We start from the raw sequence: 18964 nt of genomic DNA on the forward strand, positions 1-18964 counted from the left end.
TGTGGTGCGCAAATCGTCGTGAAGTTTTTAGATTCGAAATATTAGCGTTAAGCTAATTTCAATAAAATTAGCAGAAAGTTAAAGGTACTTAACTATTATTATGGAGAAATGCTTGTAAAAACTTCGTGTTAATCAGTTTTACCGTCTTAAAAAGATTCAGCGAAACTAATGTAAAACCCACTTTGACGTTTTTCATTTGGACGTTTCTCGCCAACACCATAGTCAATACGCACACTTAAACCTTTGGCGGGATCAAAAAAGTATCTTCCTCCAATGCCATAGTTAGGTTTTAAGTTTTTAAAATCAAAATCATTGTTGGCAAAAACTTTACCTGTACCACCAAAAACAACTAAGCCTAGCCTCTCCATAAATCTATATCTGAGCTCCGCTTGGGTAGCAAAAAGATTTTCATCGCGATAGCGCCCCCCGTAATACCCTCGCATAATTTCATCATTACCCAATTGTGGTAGTAAATAAAAGGAGGTGTTTTTACTCTGTATGGTATGGTATAGTGCCTGTACCCCTAGTACAATTTTGGGGCTCAAAGACCAGAAGTTGCGTACGTTAACCTTTATTTGGCTTCCGGTAAAATTCTGTCCACCAAATATATTAGGAGCGTATTGATAACTGACGCGGCCAAAAAATCCTTTAGTAGGATAATTGTTAGAGTTACGGGTGTCATAGCTCTGTGATAAACCTACAAAGATAACCGAACCACCATCCCTGTCATACATGCCCTTGCCTGTGTTATAAATGCCTCCAGGTTCGCTGTCTTTAAAGCGGTAGTTCTCAAAACCTATCGATAGGCCCGTGTAGGTATTTTTGGCAAAGGCCTTTTCCGCATCAAACTGTACCTTAACCATGCGTTGTACCAATTTATCTTCATCTATATGAGAAGTATTATTGCCAATGCCATAAAAATTAAAAGGCATATTTTTAAAACGCATTTCCCCTATAAAGTGTAAGTCATTGCGCTTGGTCCAAGCTTCGCCACGAAAAGTAACGTTGTACGTTTTTTTGGTAGAATAAGAAGCTGCACCAAAAAAATTGGAGCTACGGTTGTTAGTGTCGGCCTTGTCTACATAAAAGGAATAAATACTACCTAGGCCAAATTCAAAGCCAGTTTCTTGAGCATAGCCAAATACTGGTATAGGCATATAGCTGGATTTGCGAGTGGTATCCTTTTCGTTAGAGAAAAGCTTTTTAAGAAATTTGCCCTGTGCAAAGCTGAAATGGGCCATGCAAAGACATAAAATCGTAAGAGAGATTTTTTTCATTTGTCTACAAAGTAAATGAATTTCTGCGGATTAGGGTAATGCTTCCATATTATCAAATTTTAAAGTGAGATATAAGGATGTTAATTAACTTAATAACGTGAGTTTAGGGAAAAGCGTTTTGTAATTTTTCATTATATAGGAAACCTGAGCTTGTGAAAGCAACGAGGTAAATAAACGATAAAAGGACTTGATAAAATTTTGTTTGCGAAGCGCGATGAAGTAACAAATAACAGTAAAACCCGAACTCAGGTAATCGTTGAAATTGAATCAGTAAATTCTCTTATTGTTTAAATCTTCGAGTGTTTTTTTATTGTTTTTAAGTTCTGTTCAAAAAAATAATATTCTGCTTGCATAGTAAAAATCAATTTACTAAATTTGTTATGCAAGCATAATAAATTGATGAAGCAGAAAGAAACAGTAGATTATTTTTTAAAGGTGGTTTGGCAAAACGTTTCAAATACCTATAACCAAATAGCATCGGGATTTGGGATTACCCAAGCCATTGGCTATGTGCTCATCAATATTGAAGCAGAGGGCACTGCGGTATCGGCATTGGCAAGTTTGCTTGGAGTTAAAGCTACAAGTTTATCCAGAATGCTAAACAATATGGAAGAATCGGGGTTGATTTATAGAGAAACATCTGAAGGAGATAAAAGGTCTGTAAAGATTTTTTTAACACCTTTTGGCATAGAAAAGCGTAAGCTTGCCCGGGATGTGGTGGTTTCATTTAATGAATATCTGAATGAAAAGCTGAGCGTTAGAGAGAAAGAACAATTGATCAATACGCTGGATAAAGTTAACCAGTTAACATTGGCCTATCGGCCATCAAAAAAATAATCATAAACAGAACCATTATGATCTGCTAAATAGAGAATATTTAAAAAAATCATAATAGCTTTTTTACCATTAAAGAAAAAATGATGCTAAAAAAAAATATAACGAAAGTAGCGGTTTTAGGGTCGGGTATTATGGGCTCGCGTATTGCTTGCCACTTTGCTAATATTGGCGTAGAAGTTTTATTGTTGGATATTGCGCCTAAGGAATTAACGGCTGAAGAACAAGCAAAAGGTTTGGCACTGGACCATAAGGCAGTAAAAAACAGAATCGTTAATGCTGCGTTGCAGACCGCTGTAAAAAGCAACCCTTCGCCGGTCTACTCCCAAAGTGTACTACAAAAAATCAGTACAGGTAATTTTGATGATGACATGTCGAAGATTGCCAACTACGATTGGATTATTGAGGTGGTAGTAGAAAACTTGGACATTAAGAAAAAGGTATTTGAGCAGGTGGAGCAGTTTCGCAAGGCGGGAACGTTGGTTACCTCTAATACCTCGGGTATTCCTATCCACTTAATGGCCGAAGGAAGAAGTGATGATTTTAAGGCGAATTTCTGTGGTACTCACTTTTTTAATCCGCCACGCTATTTAAGATTGCTCGAAATCATTCCAACGCCTTACACCAAGCCAGAAATTGTGGATTTCTTGATGCACTATGGTGACAAGTTTTTGGGTAAAACAACAGTGTTGTGTAAAGATACCCCAGCATTTATTGCTAACCGTGTAGGGGTATACTCGATTATGGCCTTATTGCATTCTGTGGAGAAATTAGACCTTACCATAGAAGAAGTAGATAAGTTTACAGGACCGGCCCTAGGCAGGCCAAAATCGGCCACTTTCCGTACTTCGGATGTAGTAGGCCTGGATACCATGATTAAAGTGGCCAAAGGCTTGTACGATAATGTACCGAATGATAAGGCGCATGATTTGTTTAAGCTCCCTGCTTATGTAGAAAAAATGGCCGAAAACAATTGGTTGGGTGATAAGACCAAGCAAGGTTTCTACAAAAAGATTAAAAATGCAGAAGGTAAAAGTGAAATCTTGGCGCTAGACCTTAAAACCTTAGAATATAAACCACAGCAAAAAGTAAAATCTGCTACGTTAGAAATGACCAAAAACATTGATAGGGTGGCTGATAGGATGAAGGTTTTTGCTGCGGGAAAAGATAAAGCTGGCGAACTGTTCCGCACCTCATTCTTTGGGCTGTTCGAATATGTTTCGGACCGTATCCCGGAAATTGCCGATGAACTTTATAAAATAGACGATGCTATGCGTGCCGGCTTTGGCTGGGAGCTTGGTCCTTTCGAAGTTTGGGATGCTGTGGGCGTAACCGAAGCCATTGAAGGAATGAAGAAATATGGCAATGAACCAGCTGCTTGGGTAAGTGAAATGTTGGCTGCTGGAAACAATTCATTCTATAAAGTGGAAGGTGGTGTAAAGAAATACTACGACATTCCTTCAAAAAGCTATAAAGCTATTCCGGGTACATCAGATTTCATTATCCTCGAAAACCTGAAAGCCAATGATAAAGTGCTTTATAAAAATGCTGGTGCATCTATCATTGATCTTGGTGATGGTATCTTAAACGTAGAATTCCATTCTAAAATGAATACTATTGGAGGCGATACCCTAAGTGCCATCAATAAAGCCATTGATATGGCCGAAAAAGATTATCGTGGTGTGGTGATAGGTAACGATGGAGCTAACTTCTCTGCCGGAGCCAATGTGGGAATGATTTTTATGATGGCTGTAGAGCAGGAGTGGGAAGAACTGAACATGGCTATACGTTTGTTCCAGAATACTTCTATGCGCATCCGCTATTCTTCCATTCCTGTGGTAGTGGCACCACATAACCTTACGCTGGGCGGTGGCTGCGAGTTTAGCTTACATGCCGACCACGTGCAGCTGAGTGCCGAAACCTATATGGGACTGGTGGAGTTTGGCGTGGGTGTAATTCCAGGTGGTGGAGGTACCAAAGAATTTGCCTTGAGAGCATCTGATGAGTTTAGCGATGATCAGATTGTGCAAAATACGTTAAAAAACCGCTTCTTAACCATTGGTATGGCCAAAGTGTCAACCTCTGCTGTTGAAGCCTTTGAGTTGGGTTATTTGCAGAAAGGTAAGTATGCCATCACAATGAATCGTAGCCGCTTAATTGCCGATGCTAAAGCTAAAGCTATTGAGTTGGCTGAGGCAGGCTATACCAAGCCCGTGCAGCGTAAAAATATTAAAGTGCTAGGCAAGCAAGGTCTAGGTATTGTTTACGCTGGAGCCAATAGCATGTACTCTGGTCATTATATCTCAGAACACGATAAGAAGATTTCAGAAAAACTAGGTTACGTAATGTGTGGTGGAGATTTGTCGTCTCCAACGGAAGTAAGCGAGCAATATTTGCTAGATCTGGAGCGCGAAGCCTTTTTATCGCTATGCGGAGAACGTAAAACACTTGAGCGTATACAAAGTATTGTAACGAAGGGGAAACCGTTGAGGAATTAGGTTGGAGCAAGGAACAAAGAGCAAGGAACAAAGAGCAAGGAACAAAGAGCAAGGAACAAAGAGCAAAGATTTTATGCATAACTTTAGGCAATTGCAAATTTGGAAAGAGGGAATGGAAATGACCAAACAAGTTTATCTGCTTTTGGCGAAGTTTCCATCTTCAGAAAAGTTTGGCCTGATATCTCAAATTTCTAGATGTGCAGTCTCAGTTCCTTCGAATATTGCTGAAGGTTCATCTAGGTCATCAAATAAAGAATTTTCGCATTTTTTGTCAATTGCTTTAGGCTCTTTATTCGAATTAGAAACTCAGCTTTTGCTCGCAATAGAATTAGAAATGATTAATAGAGATGAAATGGGCCCTATTATCGAAAGCATTATCCAATTGCAAAAGAAAATATCGGCTTTTAAAAAGACATTAAAATAATATTTATTGGTTAAGGTGCTTGATCTTTATTCCTTGCTCCTTAATCTTTAATCTAAAATAGCATGGAAGCATACATAATAGCAGGAATTAGAACGGCCGTGGGCAAGGCTCCAAGAGGAGTATTTCGCTTTACCAGAGCCGATGATTTAGCCGCAGATGTAATCAGACAGTTGGTAGCATCGGTACCTAATCTGGTAAAAGAAGAAATTGACGATGTGATTGTGGGTAATGCCACTCCCGAAGCAGAACAAGGCTTGAATATTGGTCGCATGATCAGTTTAATGGGCTTGGATACCGACAAAGTACCGGGCGTAACCGTAAACAGGTATTGTGCCTCTGGTTTGGAAACCATTGCCACTGCAGTAGCTAAAATTAAAGCTGGCATGGCCGATTGCATTGTGGCAGGTGGTGTAGAGGTGATGTCGGGAATGCCATTTGGTGGATGGAAATTGGTGCCCAATCCAGACGTAGCCAAAAACAATCCAGATTGGTACTGGGGTATGGGGCTAACTGCCGAAGCTGTAGCTAAAGAATATAGCGTGAGCAGGGAAGACCAAGATGAGTTTGCTTATCGCTCGCACATGAAAGCTATTGAGGCAATTAAAAATGGTCACCTAAAGGCAGGCGTTGCGCCAATTACGGTGAACGAAACCTATCTAGATGAGCACTTGAAAAAGAAAACCAAGTCGTATGTAGTAGATACCGATGAGGGACCACGTGCAGATACAACCTTAGATCGATTGGCTAAGTTAAAACCTGTTTTTGCTGCTGATGGTTGTATTACCGCCGGTAATTCGTCGCAAACTTCAGATGGTGCCGCTTTTGTATTGGTGGTTTCAGAAAAGAAAATGAAAGAACTAGGTGCCGAGCCGATTGCCCGCATGGTGAGCTATGGTGTGGCCGGTGTGCCACCTCGAATTATGGGTATTGGTCCAATTGAGGCTATTCCAAAAGCCTTAAAAATGGCTAATATGAAACAGGATGAAATTGGCTTGATTGAATTGAACGAAGCTTTCGCGTCACAATCATTAGCTATCATCAGGACTTTGGGCTTGGACCAAAATAGGATCAATGTAAACGGTGGGGCTATTGCCTTAGGCCACCCGTTGGGTTGTACGGGAGCTAAACTATCGGTACAGCTGTTCAACGAAGCCAAACGCCAAAACCAAAAATACGGTATGGTCACCATGTGTGTTGGAACAGGACAAGGCGCTGCGGGCATATTTGAAATTTTTTAAGAAAAAAGAGCAAGGAGCAAAGAATAAGGATTTCTTGCACGAAGTATAAAATAATATCGATTAAAGCACCAAGTCATTACTCTTTGTTCTTTAATCCTTAATCCAAAAATATAAGTATCGATTTAGGCGCTTGGTCTTTATTCCTTGCTCCTTAATCCTTAATCCAAAATACAATGAGCAAAACAATTAAAGGCGGAGAATTCCTGATCAAGGAAACATCTTACCACGATGTATTTATACCAGAAGAATTTGATGAAGAGCAGCAAATGATTGCACAAACCTGTCGCGATTTCCTAGCTGCCGAAGTTTATCCTAACTTGGAAAAACTGGATAGCCATGAAGATCCTGAATTAATGCCAACCTTATTGACTAAGGCGGGTGAATTGGGCATTTTAGGGGTTTCTGTGCCAGAGGAATATGGCGGTTTTGGAAAAAACTTTAATACTTCCATGCTGGTGGCCGATGTAGTTGGTGCAGGACATTCCTTTGCGGTAGCCCTTTCGGCCCATACTGGAATTGGTACCTTACCTATTCTTTACTACGGCAACGAAGAGCAAAAAGCCAAATATATTCCCAAATTAGGTACGGGCGAGTGGAAAGCCGCCTACTGTTTAACCGAGCCTAATTCAGGTTCTGATGCCAATTCGGGAAAAACCAAGGCCAAGTTGAGTGATGATGGCAAGCATTATATCATTAATGGACAAAAAATGTGGATCACCAATGGTGGTTTTGCAGATATCTTTATCGTTTTTGCTAAAATTGATGATGACGAGAATCTAACGGCTTTTATTGTAGAACGTGATTTTGGTGGTATCACTATGAATCCCGAAGAACATAAAATGGGTATTAAAGGTTCGTCAACTCGCCAAATTTTCTTTAATGATTGTGCGGTACCGGTAGAGAATATGTTGAGCGACCGTCAAAATGGGTTTAAGATTGCAGTTAATATCCTGAACATTGGTCGTATTAAACTTTCGGCTGCGGCTATTGGGGCTTCAAAGGCTACTATCAGTACAGCAGTAAACTATGCCAACGAGCGTCAGCAATTTGGCAGGTCAATTTCAAAATATGGAGCTATCCGTTATAAATTGGCTGAAATGGCGACCAAGGTTTATGCGGTAGATGCCGCAAATTATCGTGCCGGACAAAATATCGATGATACTTACGATGCTTTAGTGGCCGATGGAATGGAGCCAGCTAAAGCTAAATTGAAATCGGTAGAGCAGTTTGCGGTAGAATGTGCCATTTTGAAAGTTTGGGGTTCTGAGGCCTTGGATTACGTGGTGGATGAAGGCGTACAGATTTATGGTGGTATGGGTTTTAGTGCTGATGCGCCAATGGATAGAGCTTACCGTGATGCACGTATCAACCGTATTTTCGAAGGCACGAATGAAATCAACCGCTTGCTGACCGTTGATATGATGTTGAAACGTGCCATGAAGGGTGAGTTAGATTTGATGACCCCCGCAACGGCAGTAGTAGCAGAGCTGATGTCGATTCCTGATTTTGGAGAGGAAGATAATACACTGTTTGCAGCCGAGAAAAAAGTATTGCAAAATCTGAAAAAAGCTACTTTAATGGTGGCGGGCGCAGCAGTACAGAAACTAATGATGAGCTTGAGCAAAGAGCAGGAAATTTTGATGAACATTGCTGACATGGCTAGTTATGTATATGTAGCTGAGTCGACGATGTTGCGTACAGAAAAGCTGGTAAGCCTAAGGGGAGAAGAAGCTTGTAAAGGTCAGTTGGATATGATGCGCATCTACTTTGTAGAAGCTGTTGATGGCGTAGCCAAAGCAGGTAAAGAAGCACTTTGGGCATTTGGTGAGGGTGATGAATTACGTATGATGTTGGTAGGTTTAAGAAGGTTTACCAAAATGGAGCCATTCAATGTAAAGCAGGCTCGTCAAAATGTTGCCCAGCAAATTATTGAGGCTAATAAATATTTGTTCTAAGGTTATATGATTTGTTGTTAAGGCTTAAGGTTATGGCGATGCCATCCTTAAGCCTTTTTTAATATATCACCCTTTGAGATTTATATATGATGTTCTTGGTGTTCATCTTCGTTTTTTGATTTGTCTTAGTGCTTAAATTTATTTCTTTGTCTAAAAGTCTGATGTTTTTCTAGCATTGATATTTTTTATAGCCCAAGATGATATGAAACATCTATTTTTCTGAACCCTGAAAGGGTGATATAAAAGGTTTAGAAATACACGTTCATATAGCTTTTCAATGCGTTAGCAATTTTTCCTGCAAAACTAGGTCTTGTGCTATCATTGGTTCTAACACTCGAATTAAATTCCAACTGAAAACCCGAAATAGTACCTCCATGTTTTGAACCATGACGGGAGGTGTTGTATCCACCATCGAAATATTTACCGTCCGTAAAAATAGCTGTATCGCCAGGTAACGGATAAGTATTGCTTGGTGTCACCATGTAACCTAATTGCGCATTTAATAAACTGCCAAAAGCATTGGTTCCTTTAATTAAGCTAGTATGGGTGATGCCATTGCCAACCATGGCCCTAATGCTCGATTGACTGGTTAAATTGCCTAAGGTATTGGTATAGGTAGCAAGCTGGTACTTGGTGAGCATGTAGCCTACTTCTGTCCTTTCTGGGGTATGTATTTGCCCGTGGATATCAATAAATAAACCAGAAGCATGATTGGCATTGATGGTTGCTTTGGCGTCGTCAATAAATTCATGGAACTTATCCCAAGCAGGTCCGGCATAGATGCCGCCCTGTGTGGCTACTTCTTTTCTTCTATTAGCATCTAGTTTTGAGCGGTGAAGGTGGTTAATGATGAGGTGGGGCCTTTTGCCTGTTTTAATACGAACAGAATCGGCAATGGCAATGGCCAATTCTTTGGTTTTGGTATCGGCAAGGTCTGAAAAGCTCGTGTCGGTACTATATTGGTCATAAGGTAGCGTGCCGTAAGTATATGTTTCCGTTCTATCTTTCATAAATGCGGGCTTGGTCCCGCCGCCGTGAGGAGCAGCAATGATCAATCTGGAATCAGCATCTCCAGCAATGTATTCAATTGCAAGAAAGCTCGATGTGCCATTCGTTACGTTGTACTTGTAGCTTGTGCCTGGTATGTAAGTGGTTAGTGCGGCCATTTGCGCTTCGGTACTTGAAACGAGCTTTTCGGCTTGAGCGTTTGCTAAATCAGCTTCATTCTGTTTAGCGCACGAAAAAACTGTAAGCCCCATTACAGTAGCTACAGCTAGCATTTTTAAGTTTCTTTTCATTGTTTTAAATTTTTAAGTTCTTATAGATGACTGATTTAAAGAGAGAAAGGACCGTATTTGGTTATAGTGTGTTAAGCTAATATATAAGGGCCTATTTGTTAAATTTGGTTAAAAATTGTAGCATCGGGTTTAAAAGTTTATTTTTGCTAAATGAAGATAGTGGCCAGGTTTTTACTTCCTATGGTTGTTCTTATAACAGCTTTAGGCTCATGTAGTAAAGACAATTATAATGCGGAGGAACAAGCGAAGAAGGATGATGCCTTAATTGTTGATTTTATTGCCAAAAACAATATTCAAGCAACAAAGCACAGTTCTGGACTGTATTATCAAATTATTAACCAAGGTACGGGGGCAAGCGTTACTGCGGCTTCTACCGTTGGTGTAAACTACGAAGGAAAACTGTTGAATGGTACACAGTTCGATAAATCTACACAGACCGTTACTTTTCCCTTAACTGGTGTGATTCAAGGTTGGACTATTGGCGTGCCTTTGATTAAAGTAGGCGGACGTATCAGATTGATCCTCCCTTCTACTTTGGCTTATGGTAACCAGTCACCCGGTCCAGGCATTCCTAAAAATTCGGTTTTAGACTTTACTATTGATTTACTCCATGCACAATAAAAATTTAATGCGTAAAATAACTAATTATTTGCTGGCGCTGTTCTCAGTGCTAATACTTTTTACATCTTGTAAGAAGGAATACGAAACAACTGAAGAGCTAGATAATAGAAATATTAAAAACTATAAAAATGCACACCCCAACCTAATATTTAATGATGTTGATGGCTATAGTTATAGTATCACGGCACCGGGAACAGGTAGCGCAGTGGTAAATACTGATTCTATTTACTATTCGTACGTTTTTAAATCTACTTCGGGGACAGTTTATAATCAAACAAGTGATTTGGTTATTCCGGGAACTCTGTTAGGTTATGCCGATCGATTTACAGTTGGTGGAAAGGCTTATAGCTTTTCTCCGGTGAGAGAGGTTTTAGGAAAGCTAAAGCGAGGAGGGAAAGCAACTCTTCTTCTTCCTTCTAGAATGGCTTTTGGCAAAAATGGGTTAAGTAATTTTGGAATTGGTCCTAATGAAACCATTGTAGTAGAATTAGGTCTTTATACTTTTGAAAAAAGGCATGAAGTTGATAATTATGAAATGTCAACTTTTATTACAAGGAATAATTTAACTTTCAATACAGACCCATCGGGTATAAAATTTAATGTTGTCACCCCAGGAACTGGGACTAAGCAGATTGAAAGCGGCTCGAATATCACTGCTAATTATACCGTAAGATATTTAGATGGAACTGTTTTGCAAACGGGTGCTGGTTTTTCCGCAAAAATGGATGACCTAAATTTGTATAAGGGATGGAGAATCATGTTGCCAGGCCGTCTCACTGCTGGAGGTAAATTAAGAATGCTGCTGCCTGCACATCTAGGTGATGGTGTAAATTCATTGGATTTTGATGTGGAGGTCGTTACCGTTACAGACTAAGATTAAGTATCTTTTTGATAAAAAAAGCCAGCAACTAGCTGGCTTTTTCATTTAATGCCCTTTTGTAACTTTCTAAAGCTCTGTTGCGGGCAAACTCATGGTTTACGATTGGGATAGGCACGATGGCCTTCTGGTATTCAGGTGCCCATTTAAACACATACTCCATTTTAGGGTCAAACTTTTTGAGCTGTAGCTCAGGGTTAAATACCCTAAAATAAGGCGCAGCATCGTTACCGCTCCCACAGGCCCATTGCCACCCACCAACATTGCTGGCCTGTTCATAATCTAAAAGCTTTTCAGCAAAATAAGCTTCGCCCCATCGCCAATCAATTAATAAGTGTTTGCATAAAAAACTAGCAACCACCATACGTACGCGGTTATGCATAAAGCCCGTATTGTTCAGTTCACGCATACCTGCATCTACCAAAGGATAGCCTGTTTCCCCTTTGCACCAAAGCTCAAATTCTTTTTCGTTATTTCGCCAATTGATTTTATCGTAGTCAGGCTTAAAGGAAGTATTAACGGTTTTTGGGAAGTGCCATAAAATCATCATGTAAAATTCACGCCAAGCTAATTCAGATACCCATTTTTCGGCCTTGTGGGCAAGGGCTTTACTTACAACCTGCCTAATGCTTATCGTGCCAAAGCGTAAATGCAAGCCAAGTTTAGTGGTAGCATCTTTGGAGGGGTAATCTCTGTCTGTTTCGTAGCCATCTAATTTGTCCTCAAACTGGATAGTTGGAAATTTGACACCGCTAGCAGAAAACCCAATGTCTTCTAAGGAAGGGAACTTAAATTTTCCTTGTTCTGTCCCTTCGGGAAGATGGGTGTTTATTTGATATAAATTTTGTAGATACTTGTTGGTAGGATAAGTTTTTAAATAAAAATCATTAAGCTTTAATTTCCATTGCTTGTAATACGGAGTGAAAACCGTATAAGGCGTTCCGTCTGTTTTTTGTATTTCACCTTTTTCAAAAATTACTTGGTCTTTGTAAGTGTGAAAGGCAATGCCGTTTTGTTTTAGCAGATTAGCTATTTCTTCGTCTCGCTCTCTGGCATAAGGTTCATAATCATGGTTGGTGTAAACACCCTGCACCTTAAAATCGTTAATAATTTCCTGCCACGCTTGTTGAGGTGTTTGGTTCTTAACGAGTATGCATGAACCATTCTTGACTAATTGCTGGTTGATGTTGCCTAACTGTTGGTGGATAAAATCTACCCTCGCATCTTTTCTATTTTCCAGTTGATTTAAAATATTGGCGTCGAAAATGAAAATGACGAGTACCGGATAGCCAGATCTAAGAGCATGGTACATTGAGGCATGGTCCTCTAATCTCAAATCTCTTCGTAGCCAACAAATACTAATGGCGTGTGCATTACTTTTTTTGCTCATAAATTGCGGTTAAAGCATTTTCGAGGGTCAAATATCTGAATTGAAATCCAGTATTCAAGATCTTTTGCGCTGAAGTATTATTGCTGATTAGTGGTAGGATACTCATTTCACCCAAAATTAGTTTTAAGATAAATTTTGGAACATTAATAGGCCAAACAGGTCTATGCAAAGCTTTGGCTAGTGCCTTGGTAAAGGTAGCATTGGTTACCGGCGAAGGGGCTGTGGCATTGTAAGCATCGAACATTAAAGTATCTTCCACAGCATTGATATAGATGTTCACTAGATCATCCATATGTATCCAAGGCATCCATTGCTTGCCCGTGCCAAGGGCTGCGCCCACAAAATTTTTTATCGGTTTTTCCAAGGTAGGCAAAGCACCCCCTCTTTCACTCAATACAATGCCTGTTCTCAACTTCACTACTCTAATCCCTAAGGCTATGCCTTGGTCTGCGGCTTTTTCCCATTCAATACAGCAATGGGCCATAAAGTCATCTCCTGCTGCGCTTTCTTCATCTAAAATCTCATCGCCTCTATTTCCATAATAGCCTACACCCGAAGCAGAAATATAACTTTCAATAGGTGTATTAGTCTCTTTAATGGCTTTAAAGAGAAGCTCGGTGGATTTCACCCGACTATCGATGATCTGTTGTTTGCGTTGCCTGTTCCATGGCTGGTCGGCAATGCCTTCTCCCGCTAGATTAATGACGGTATCCACTCCAGTAAGAGCATCTTTGTCGATTTGTTGCTCGTCAACATTCCAGAGAAAAACCTTTATGCCCGCTTTTGGTGTGGGCTTCCTTGTTAAAATACTTACCTGATGTCCTTTTGCCTGTAGCTGTGCAACCAATTCTTGGCCTATTAGGCCAGTTGCACCTGCAATGAGAATGTTTTTTGCCATATCAACTAAACCCTAAATTAGAGAATTAGTTTTAATGGGATGCATTGTCCTATTTCTTTGTGTATTTCTTAAAGAAATCAATGATGGTTTGGTTGGCATTTCTAGGGTATTCATGTCCACCGCCATGTAAGAAAATAATAACATCATTTCCATTTTTACCCGCATATAAAGTGGCATTGCTATCTAGTTTTACTCCCTCTTTGGTACAGCCATTGATGTTTAATGCCATGTTGTAGGTTGCCTTTTGCATGAACGGCTTTACCAAAGGATCTGCTTCGCCCATTAAGTGTAAGGCAGGTTTTGGCGTAAGGCTGGTTCTTAACTTACCGGCTGCCGTGGCCGTTGGTGCAAAGGCTGCAAACTCCTTAGCTCTTGTTGCCCAAAGCAAATAGGTAAAACCACCACCATTGGAATGGCCTGTAGCATAAATTCTATTATTGTCAATATGATAATCTGTTTTAAGCGTTTTAAGCATGGCATCAAAAAACTGCAAATCTCTGTTGCTTTCCGTTTCACTGCTCATTACCCACCCACTTCTTTTACCTTCGGGATCTGTAAGCAAGCCAGGAGTGTTCAATCCCTGCGGGCAAATGAAAATGGCATCTGGCCAAAGTTTGTCAAAACCTCTTGTTCTGTACATGTTCAACATGGTTCCACCGTGTCCGTGAAAAGCAAAAATAATGGCTGTTGGCTTGCTTTTGGCCATAGGGGGAATATAAACCAATGCTTTTCTGACCTCGCCATTAATGGTCCATTCCATTGTTTTTGGACTGTTCTCCTGAGCTACTGCCGATAATAGCGAAGTAAATATGAACAATGTCAGTAGTGGAAGCCTGAAATAATATTTTGCTTGCATACCGGATAGAGTGGTGTTTTGGGATATGGTTTAACAGGCTAGGTAAAAAACATGCTAAAAATGTCAAAACAACTCCAAATAGCGGTTTTGGCCTAAACAATAGCCAATTAAAAACGTTAGTTTTACAGAATACTATTTGGGTTATGGAGAAAGTTTTAGTTACACGCCGCATTAGCGAGAATGCTCTGGAATTGATCAGGAATGAGGGTTACGAATTGAGTGTTTATAGCGAAAGCAGGGACTTAACACCTATGGAACTCATTAAAATGTGTGAAGGCCACGCGGCTTTGTTGAGCGTTGGACCTAATAAAATTGATGAGCACTTTCTTAATTCATGTAAGCATTTGAAAGGTATTGCATTGATGAGCGTTGGTTACGACAAGGTAGATGTTAATGCGGCCATTAAACAGGGCATGCCCATTAGCAACACGCCCGATGTTTTGAGCGAGGCTACGGCAGACGTAGCTTTCTTGTTAATGCTTTCCGTGGCAAGAAAAGCATTCTACATGCATAAAACTATTGAGCGTGGCGAATGGGGGTTTTTTGAGCCTATGAAAAATCTTGGACAGGAGCTTTATGGAAAAACCCTTGGTGTACTAGGCTTGGGAAGGATAGGGCTGGAGCTTGCCAAAAAAGCGAAAGCAGCTTACGGAATGGAAATAGTTTATCATAATAGAAGTAAAAACCAGAATGCGGAGCGATTATTGGATGCCACGTATGTATCTTTTGATGAACTGTTGAGACAAAGTGATGTGCTATCAGTACATGTTAATTTAACCAAAGAAACTACGGGTATGTTTAACCTTACCACATTTGAAAAAATGAAGCCCAATGCCATCTTTATCAATACTGCTCGTGGAGCCATCCACCATGAAGAAGATCTGATTACGGCATTACAAAACAAAATTATTTGGGGTGCTGGTTTAGATGTGACCAATCCCGAGCCCATGGACAGAAACAGCCCTTTGTTAAATATGGAAAATGTTTGTGTATTGCCACATATTGGATCCGCTACAGAGGAAACCAGAGAGAAAATGGCGGTGATGGCGGCACAAAATATCATTAAGGCCTTGAAAGGAGAGCGAATGCCGCAGGTCATTAATCCCGAGATGTATCAGGCTTAGTTTAAAAGTTTTTTTACTTCTAAATTAATATCCTCCCTCTTGATCTCCCTCCAAAGGGAGAGATGGGTACTGTTATCATTTGCTTTTCTACAGGATATTAAGTTTCTGCTGTGGCCAATGCTTGGTGTTGTTGCTATATCCCCCTCTTTGAGGGGGTAGGGGGAGGATTTTTTTATCTCGAAATTAATTCCTCCCTCTTGATCTCCTCCAAAGGGAGAGATAGCCACCGCTATCATTTGCTTTTCTACAGGATATTAAGTTTCTGCTGTGGCCAATGTTACAATTTGTTAGAGTTTGTTAAAATTTTAAAAAGCTATTCTTAAAAGTTATATTTTTATTTCATGATTGTTTCTATAAAGAATGAGCATTTGGTTGTAGATTTTTCTACCAAAGGCGCAGAACTTCAACGTATCATGGGAACCGATAGTGAGGTAAACTACATGTGGAGTGGCGATGCAAAGTTTTGGGGGAAGTTTAGTCCAGTGTTGTTCCCAATTGTAGGTGCATTTAAAGAAAATACCTATTTCTATCAGGGCAATCAGTATTATTTGTCGCGGCATGGCTTTGCCCGAGATATGGAGTTTTCTTACGAAAAGTTAAATACTACAGAAATAGCTTTTAAATTAGGATACAACGAGGAAACCTTAAAAAACTATCCGTTTGAATTTGAGCTGGTCATTAAATACCGACTTCAGGGAGCTAGTCTTCAGTGTACCTACCAAGTGTCAAACCCAAGTAGTAAATTGCTCTTGTTCTCAATTGGTGGTCATCCCGCCTTTGCGGCACCTTTGCATCACCAAGGTGTTTATACGGATTACTATCTGCAATTTGATAATGATGATGAGCTTACTTTTCATCATATTGTAGATAATCTGGTTTTGGACCAAACCACTACTTTAAAACTTGAGGACAAAATTTTGCCTTTAACGCATGAACTCTTTTATGAGGATGCCTTGGTTTTTAAAAATCTGAAGAGCAAACATATCAGGCTGCTGAACACCAAAAATTATAATGGCCTAGATTTTCATTTCGAAGGTTTCCCTTATTTTGGAATTTGGGCAGCCAAAGATGCTGATTTTGTTTGCTTGGAACCTTGGTGCGGCATAGCCGATGCAATGGACCATAACCAACAGCTGGAAGACAAGGAAGGGATTGAAAGATTGGAAAGCGGACAAAGCTGGGAGCGGAGCTGGGAAATCTGCTGTTTTTAAATAAACGTTATCGTCTCCGCGAGTTTACGAAGTAATCTTATGATTATGAGCGTTATGAACCTTGAAAAAGTTCTTAGTTTTAACCTTTTGAATTGAATCGATTTGACTACCAGAAGAGATTTCTTAAAGCAGGCCAGCTTACTGTCGGGAGCAACCGCATTATCTACAATGTTCCCCGAGGCCATTCAGCGGGCTTTGGCCATTAACCCTAACTTGGGCAGTACTTTTTACGATGCCGAGCATGTTGTTTTCTTGATGCAGGAAAATCGATCGTTCGACCATATGTTTGGAGCCATGAAAGGGGTGCGTGGTTTTAATGACCCTCATCCACATATTTTGCCCAACCAAGACAAGGTTTGGGTGCAGCGCGATGCCAAGGGCAATGCTTATACGCCTTTTCATGTCGATATTCATAAAACCAAAATTACCTGGCAGGGTGGTTTGGCACATTCGTGGCCTGATCAAATTGCAGCTAGAAATGACGGGAAATACGACAAATGGATTCCCGCTAAAACTGCAATGTGTTTAGCGCATTACAAACGACAAGATTTGCCTTTCTACTATGCAATGGCGGATGCTTTCACAATTTGTGACCACCATTTTTGTTCTTCCTTAACGGGAACTACGCCTAATAGATTGTTCTTTTGGACGGGCAATGTACGCCCGCACCCTAACGATAAGCAAACAAAGGCAGTGGTGAGCAACCATCAAGCGGAATCGCATAATAACCGTTTTGTGGATTGGCCTACTTTTCCCGAATTGCTGGAAGACCACGGTGTTGATTGGCGAGTGTATCAAAACGAAATTTGGACAGCTAAACTTCCATCGGAAACCGACGATTGGTTGGGGAATTACGGCGATAATGCTTTGGAGTATGTGAAGAGGCATCAAGTGAAACTATCGGCCTATTTCAGGAAAAACGGAGACAAAACGGTAACGCCAAATCTTTCGGCTGAAGAAGTGATTGAAAAGTATAATCGTTTAACGCAACGGGAGAAAAACTTAATTGACAAAGCTTTTACCACCAATATTAACGCAGCAGATTATTTGGATCTCGCTCCCCACACTTATAAGAATGAACAGGGGGAGCAGGAAAATATAAATGTGCCTAAGGGCGATATTTTTTATCAGTTTAGAAAAGATGTAAAAGAGGGGAAACTGCCTACAGTTTCATGGTTGGTGGCGCCCCAACGTTTTTCGGAACATACAAGTTCACCGCTATATGGTATTTGGTATGTGTCGGAAGCTTTAAATATATTGACGGAAAACCCTGAGATATGGAAGAAGACTATTTTTATTGTGAACTACGATGAAAATGATGGCTATTACGACCATATGACGCCATTTGTGGCCCCAAAACCGGATACTTTGGCCCGAGGAAAAGTCTCTGAGGGGATTGATACAGCTTCAGATTACGAGGCCAATGAAGGTAGTCCTATTGGTTTGGGCTATCGTGTACCCATGATTGTAGCTTCGCCATGGAGCCGGGGCGGGTATGTAAATTCACAGGTTTTTGATCATACCAGTACTTTAATGTTTTTGGAGGATTTCCTGAAACATAAAACAGGAAAACAGTTAAAGAGCGAACAGATCAGCACGTGGCGCAGGGCCATTTGTGGAAACTTAACCTCCGTGTTTAGGCCCTATAAGGGAGAGAGACTCAAATACCCAAATGTGTTAGCGCGTAACGAGGTGATTGACCATATCCAGAAGGTAAAAACTAAGCCTCAACAGCGTATTCCTTTTCCGTTAAAAGAAGAAGATATTGCGAAAATCAATGCACACCACGCTTTTGAAGATGGGGCGTCAGCCTTTATGGCTAAACAGGAGACAGGTACTAAGCCTGCTTGTGCGTTGCCTTATTATTTAAGGGTTGATGCTCGTTTAAATGAAGCCAAAACGAGTGTAGTTCTTGATTTCATGACAGATGAGCGAAGTGTTGGCGCACCATTCAATGTTTCGGCATTAAATACCTACAGTGGTGAGCAGGGTCGTAACTGGTACATTGGTGTAAAGGCAAATGATCACATTGAGGATAATTGGGAGATAGAGGCTTTTGCACAAGGTCGTTATGATTTGTCTGTACATGGGCCAAATGGTTTCTATCGTAGGTTTATGGGCAGTAAAGCTGATCCTGATTTGTTGCTTAGAGGAGTGCCCGAAGTGCAAGATGGTTTAAAAAGATATTCAGGGAATTTACAGTTGCACCTGGAGAACAAAAGCAATGAGGTTATGGAAGTGCTGATTGCAAATGATGTTTACAAGACCAATAATAAAACTATAAAGGTTGATGCAGGTAGTAAAAAGATAGTATTGCTTAACTTGAAGAAATACCACCATTGGTATAACTTCAAGGTGAAGGTGAAAGGTTTTGATGACTACCAAGCGCATTATGCTGGCCATATTGAAACGGATGCGGATAGTGTTACCGATCCTTATATGGGTGGCGTAGTGTAAGGTTTT

Annotated in this window: 16 protein-coding genes; 10 read left to right on the top strand and 6 right to left on the bottom strand. The window is 40.4% G+C overall.

The genetic code is table 11. The annotated features are described in order from the left end of the window. Positions 1-146: 146 nt before the first annotated feature. A complete protein-coding gene (locus tag ABDV71_RS13390; protein WP_343533374.1) occupies positions 147-1277 on the bottom strand; it encodes a BamA/TamA family outer membrane protein in 1131 nt (376 codons plus the stop codon). A gap of 399 nt (positions 1278-1676) precedes the next feature. On the opposite strand from ABDV71_RS13390, the gene ABDV71_RS13395 reads away from it, so the two are divergent. The 5 genes from ABDV71_RS13395 to ABDV71_RS13415 all read left to right on the top strand — a co-directional run bounded on the left by ABDV71_RS13395 (position 1677) and on the right by ABDV71_RS13415 (position 8226). After that, positions 1677-2114, top strand: coding sequence for a MarR family transcriptional regulator (locus tag ABDV71_RS13395; RefSeq protein WP_343533376.1), 438 nt, complete (start codon positions 1677-1679; stop codon positions 2112-2114). Positions 2115-2197: 83 nt separating this feature from the next. Continuing rightward, the gene (locus tag ABDV71_RS13400) at positions 2198-4609 is read left to right on the top strand and encodes a 3-hydroxyacyl-CoA dehydrogenase NAD-binding domain-containing protein (RefSeq protein ID WP_343533767.1); all 2412 of its coding nucleotides are present in this window, start codon (positions 2198-2200) and stop codon (positions 4607-4609) included. 91 nt (positions 4610-4700) lie between these two features. Then, positions 4701-5033, top strand: coding sequence for a four helix bundle protein (locus tag ABDV71_RS13405; RefSeq protein ID WP_343533378.1), 333 nt, complete (start codon positions 4701-4703; stop codon positions 5031-5033). 62 nt (positions 5034-5095) lie between these two features. Next, entirely contained in the window at positions 5096-6271 is a 1176-nt protein-coding gene (locus ABDV71_RS13410; RefSeq protein WP_343533380.1) for an acetyl-CoA C-acyltransferase, read from the top strand. A 173-nt stretch (positions 6272-6444) separates the two neighbouring features. Beyond that, a complete protein-coding gene (locus ABDV71_RS13415) occupies positions 6445-8226 on the top strand; it encodes an acyl-CoA dehydrogenase family protein (protein WP_343533382.1) in 1782 nt (593 codons plus the stop codon). A 248-nt stretch (positions 8227-8474) separates the two neighbouring features. Here the strand turns inward: ABDV71_RS13415 and ABDV71_RS13420 are convergent, their stop codons facing one another. Further along, a complete protein-coding gene (locus ABDV71_RS13420; protein WP_343533384.1) occupies positions 8475-9524 on the bottom strand; it encodes a hypothetical protein in 1050 nt (349 codons plus the stop codon). 150 nt (positions 9525-9674) lie between these two features. Here ABDV71_RS13420 and ABDV71_RS13425 point away from each other — a divergent pair, with 150 nt between their 5' ends. Both ABDV71_RS13425 and ABDV71_RS13430 read left to right on the top strand, forming a co-directional pair. Continuing rightward, the gene (locus ABDV71_RS13425; protein WP_343533386.1) at positions 9675-10145 is read left to right on the top strand and encodes an FKBP-type peptidyl-prolyl cis-trans isomerase; all 471 of its coding nucleotides are present in this window, start codon (positions 9675-9677) and stop codon (positions 10143-10145) included. A 7-nt stretch (positions 10146-10152) separates the two neighbouring features. Then, positions 10153-11019, top strand: a complete 867-nt coding sequence (locus ABDV71_RS13430; RefSeq protein WP_343533389.1) for a hypothetical protein — start codon at positions 10153-10155, stop codon at positions 11017-11019. A gap of 34 nt (positions 11020-11053) precedes the next feature. On the opposite strand, the gene ABDV71_RS13435 is transcribed toward ABDV71_RS13430, so the two are convergent. Genes ABDV71_RS13435 through ABDV71_RS13445 form a run of 3 tightly spaced genes read right to left on the bottom strand, consistent with a single transcriptional unit; the run spans position 11054 to position 14166 of the window. Next, on the bottom strand, positions 11054-12412 hold the full coding sequence (locus ABDV71_RS13435; protein ID WP_343533390.1) for a deoxyribodipyrimidine photo-lyase: 1359 nt from the start codon (positions 12410-12412) through the stop codon (positions 11054-11056). Further along, positions 12396-13310, bottom strand: a complete 915-nt coding sequence (locus ABDV71_RS13440; protein WP_343533392.1) for a TIGR01777 family oxidoreductase — start codon at positions 13308-13310, stop codon at positions 12396-12398. Before ABDV71_RS13440 ends, ABDV71_RS13435 begins: the two co-directional genes overlap by 17 nt. Before the next feature lie 49 nt (positions 13311-13359). Next, entirely contained in the window at positions 13360-14166 is an 807-nt protein-coding gene (locus tag ABDV71_RS13445) for an esterase (protein WP_343533394.1), read from the bottom strand. A gap of 143 nt (positions 14167-14309) precedes the next feature. On the opposite strand from ABDV71_RS13445, the gene ABDV71_RS13450 reads away from it, so the two are divergent. Continuing rightward, entirely contained in the window at positions 14310-15290 is a 981-nt protein-coding gene (locus tag ABDV71_RS13450; protein ID WP_343533396.1) for a D-glycerate dehydrogenase, read from the top strand. On the opposite strand, the gene ABDV71_RS13455 is transcribed toward ABDV71_RS13450, so the two are convergent. After that, positions 15287-15526 carry a hypothetical protein gene (locus ABDV71_RS13455; protein ID WP_343533398.1) on the bottom strand — a complete coding sequence of 80 codons (240 nt, stop codon included), beginning with the start codon at positions 15524-15526 and terminating at the stop codon, positions 15287-15289. The two genes, ABDV71_RS13450 and ABDV71_RS13455, sit on opposite strands and share 4 nt — an antisense overlap. Before the next feature lie 105 nt (positions 15527-15631). On the opposite strand from ABDV71_RS13455, the gene ABDV71_RS13460 reads away from it, so the two are divergent. Together ABDV71_RS13460 and ABDV71_RS13465 are read left to right on the top strand one after the other, a co-directional pair. Further along, positions 15632-16501, top strand: coding sequence for an aldose 1-epimerase family protein (locus ABDV71_RS13460; protein ID WP_343533400.1), 870 nt, complete (start codon positions 15632-15634; stop codon positions 16499-16501). Positions 16502-16603: 102 nt separating this feature from the next. Continuing rightward, positions 16604-18958, top strand: coding sequence for a phospholipase C, phosphocholine-specific (locus ABDV71_RS13465; RefSeq protein ID WP_343533402.1), 2355 nt, complete (start codon positions 16604-16606; stop codon positions 18956-18958). Positions 18959-18964: the final 6 nt, after the last annotated feature.

Source organism: Pedobacter sp. (assembly GCF_039594775.1).
Lineage (GTDB): Bacteria > Bacteroidota > Bacteroidia > Sphingobacteriales > Sphingobacteriaceae > Pedobacter.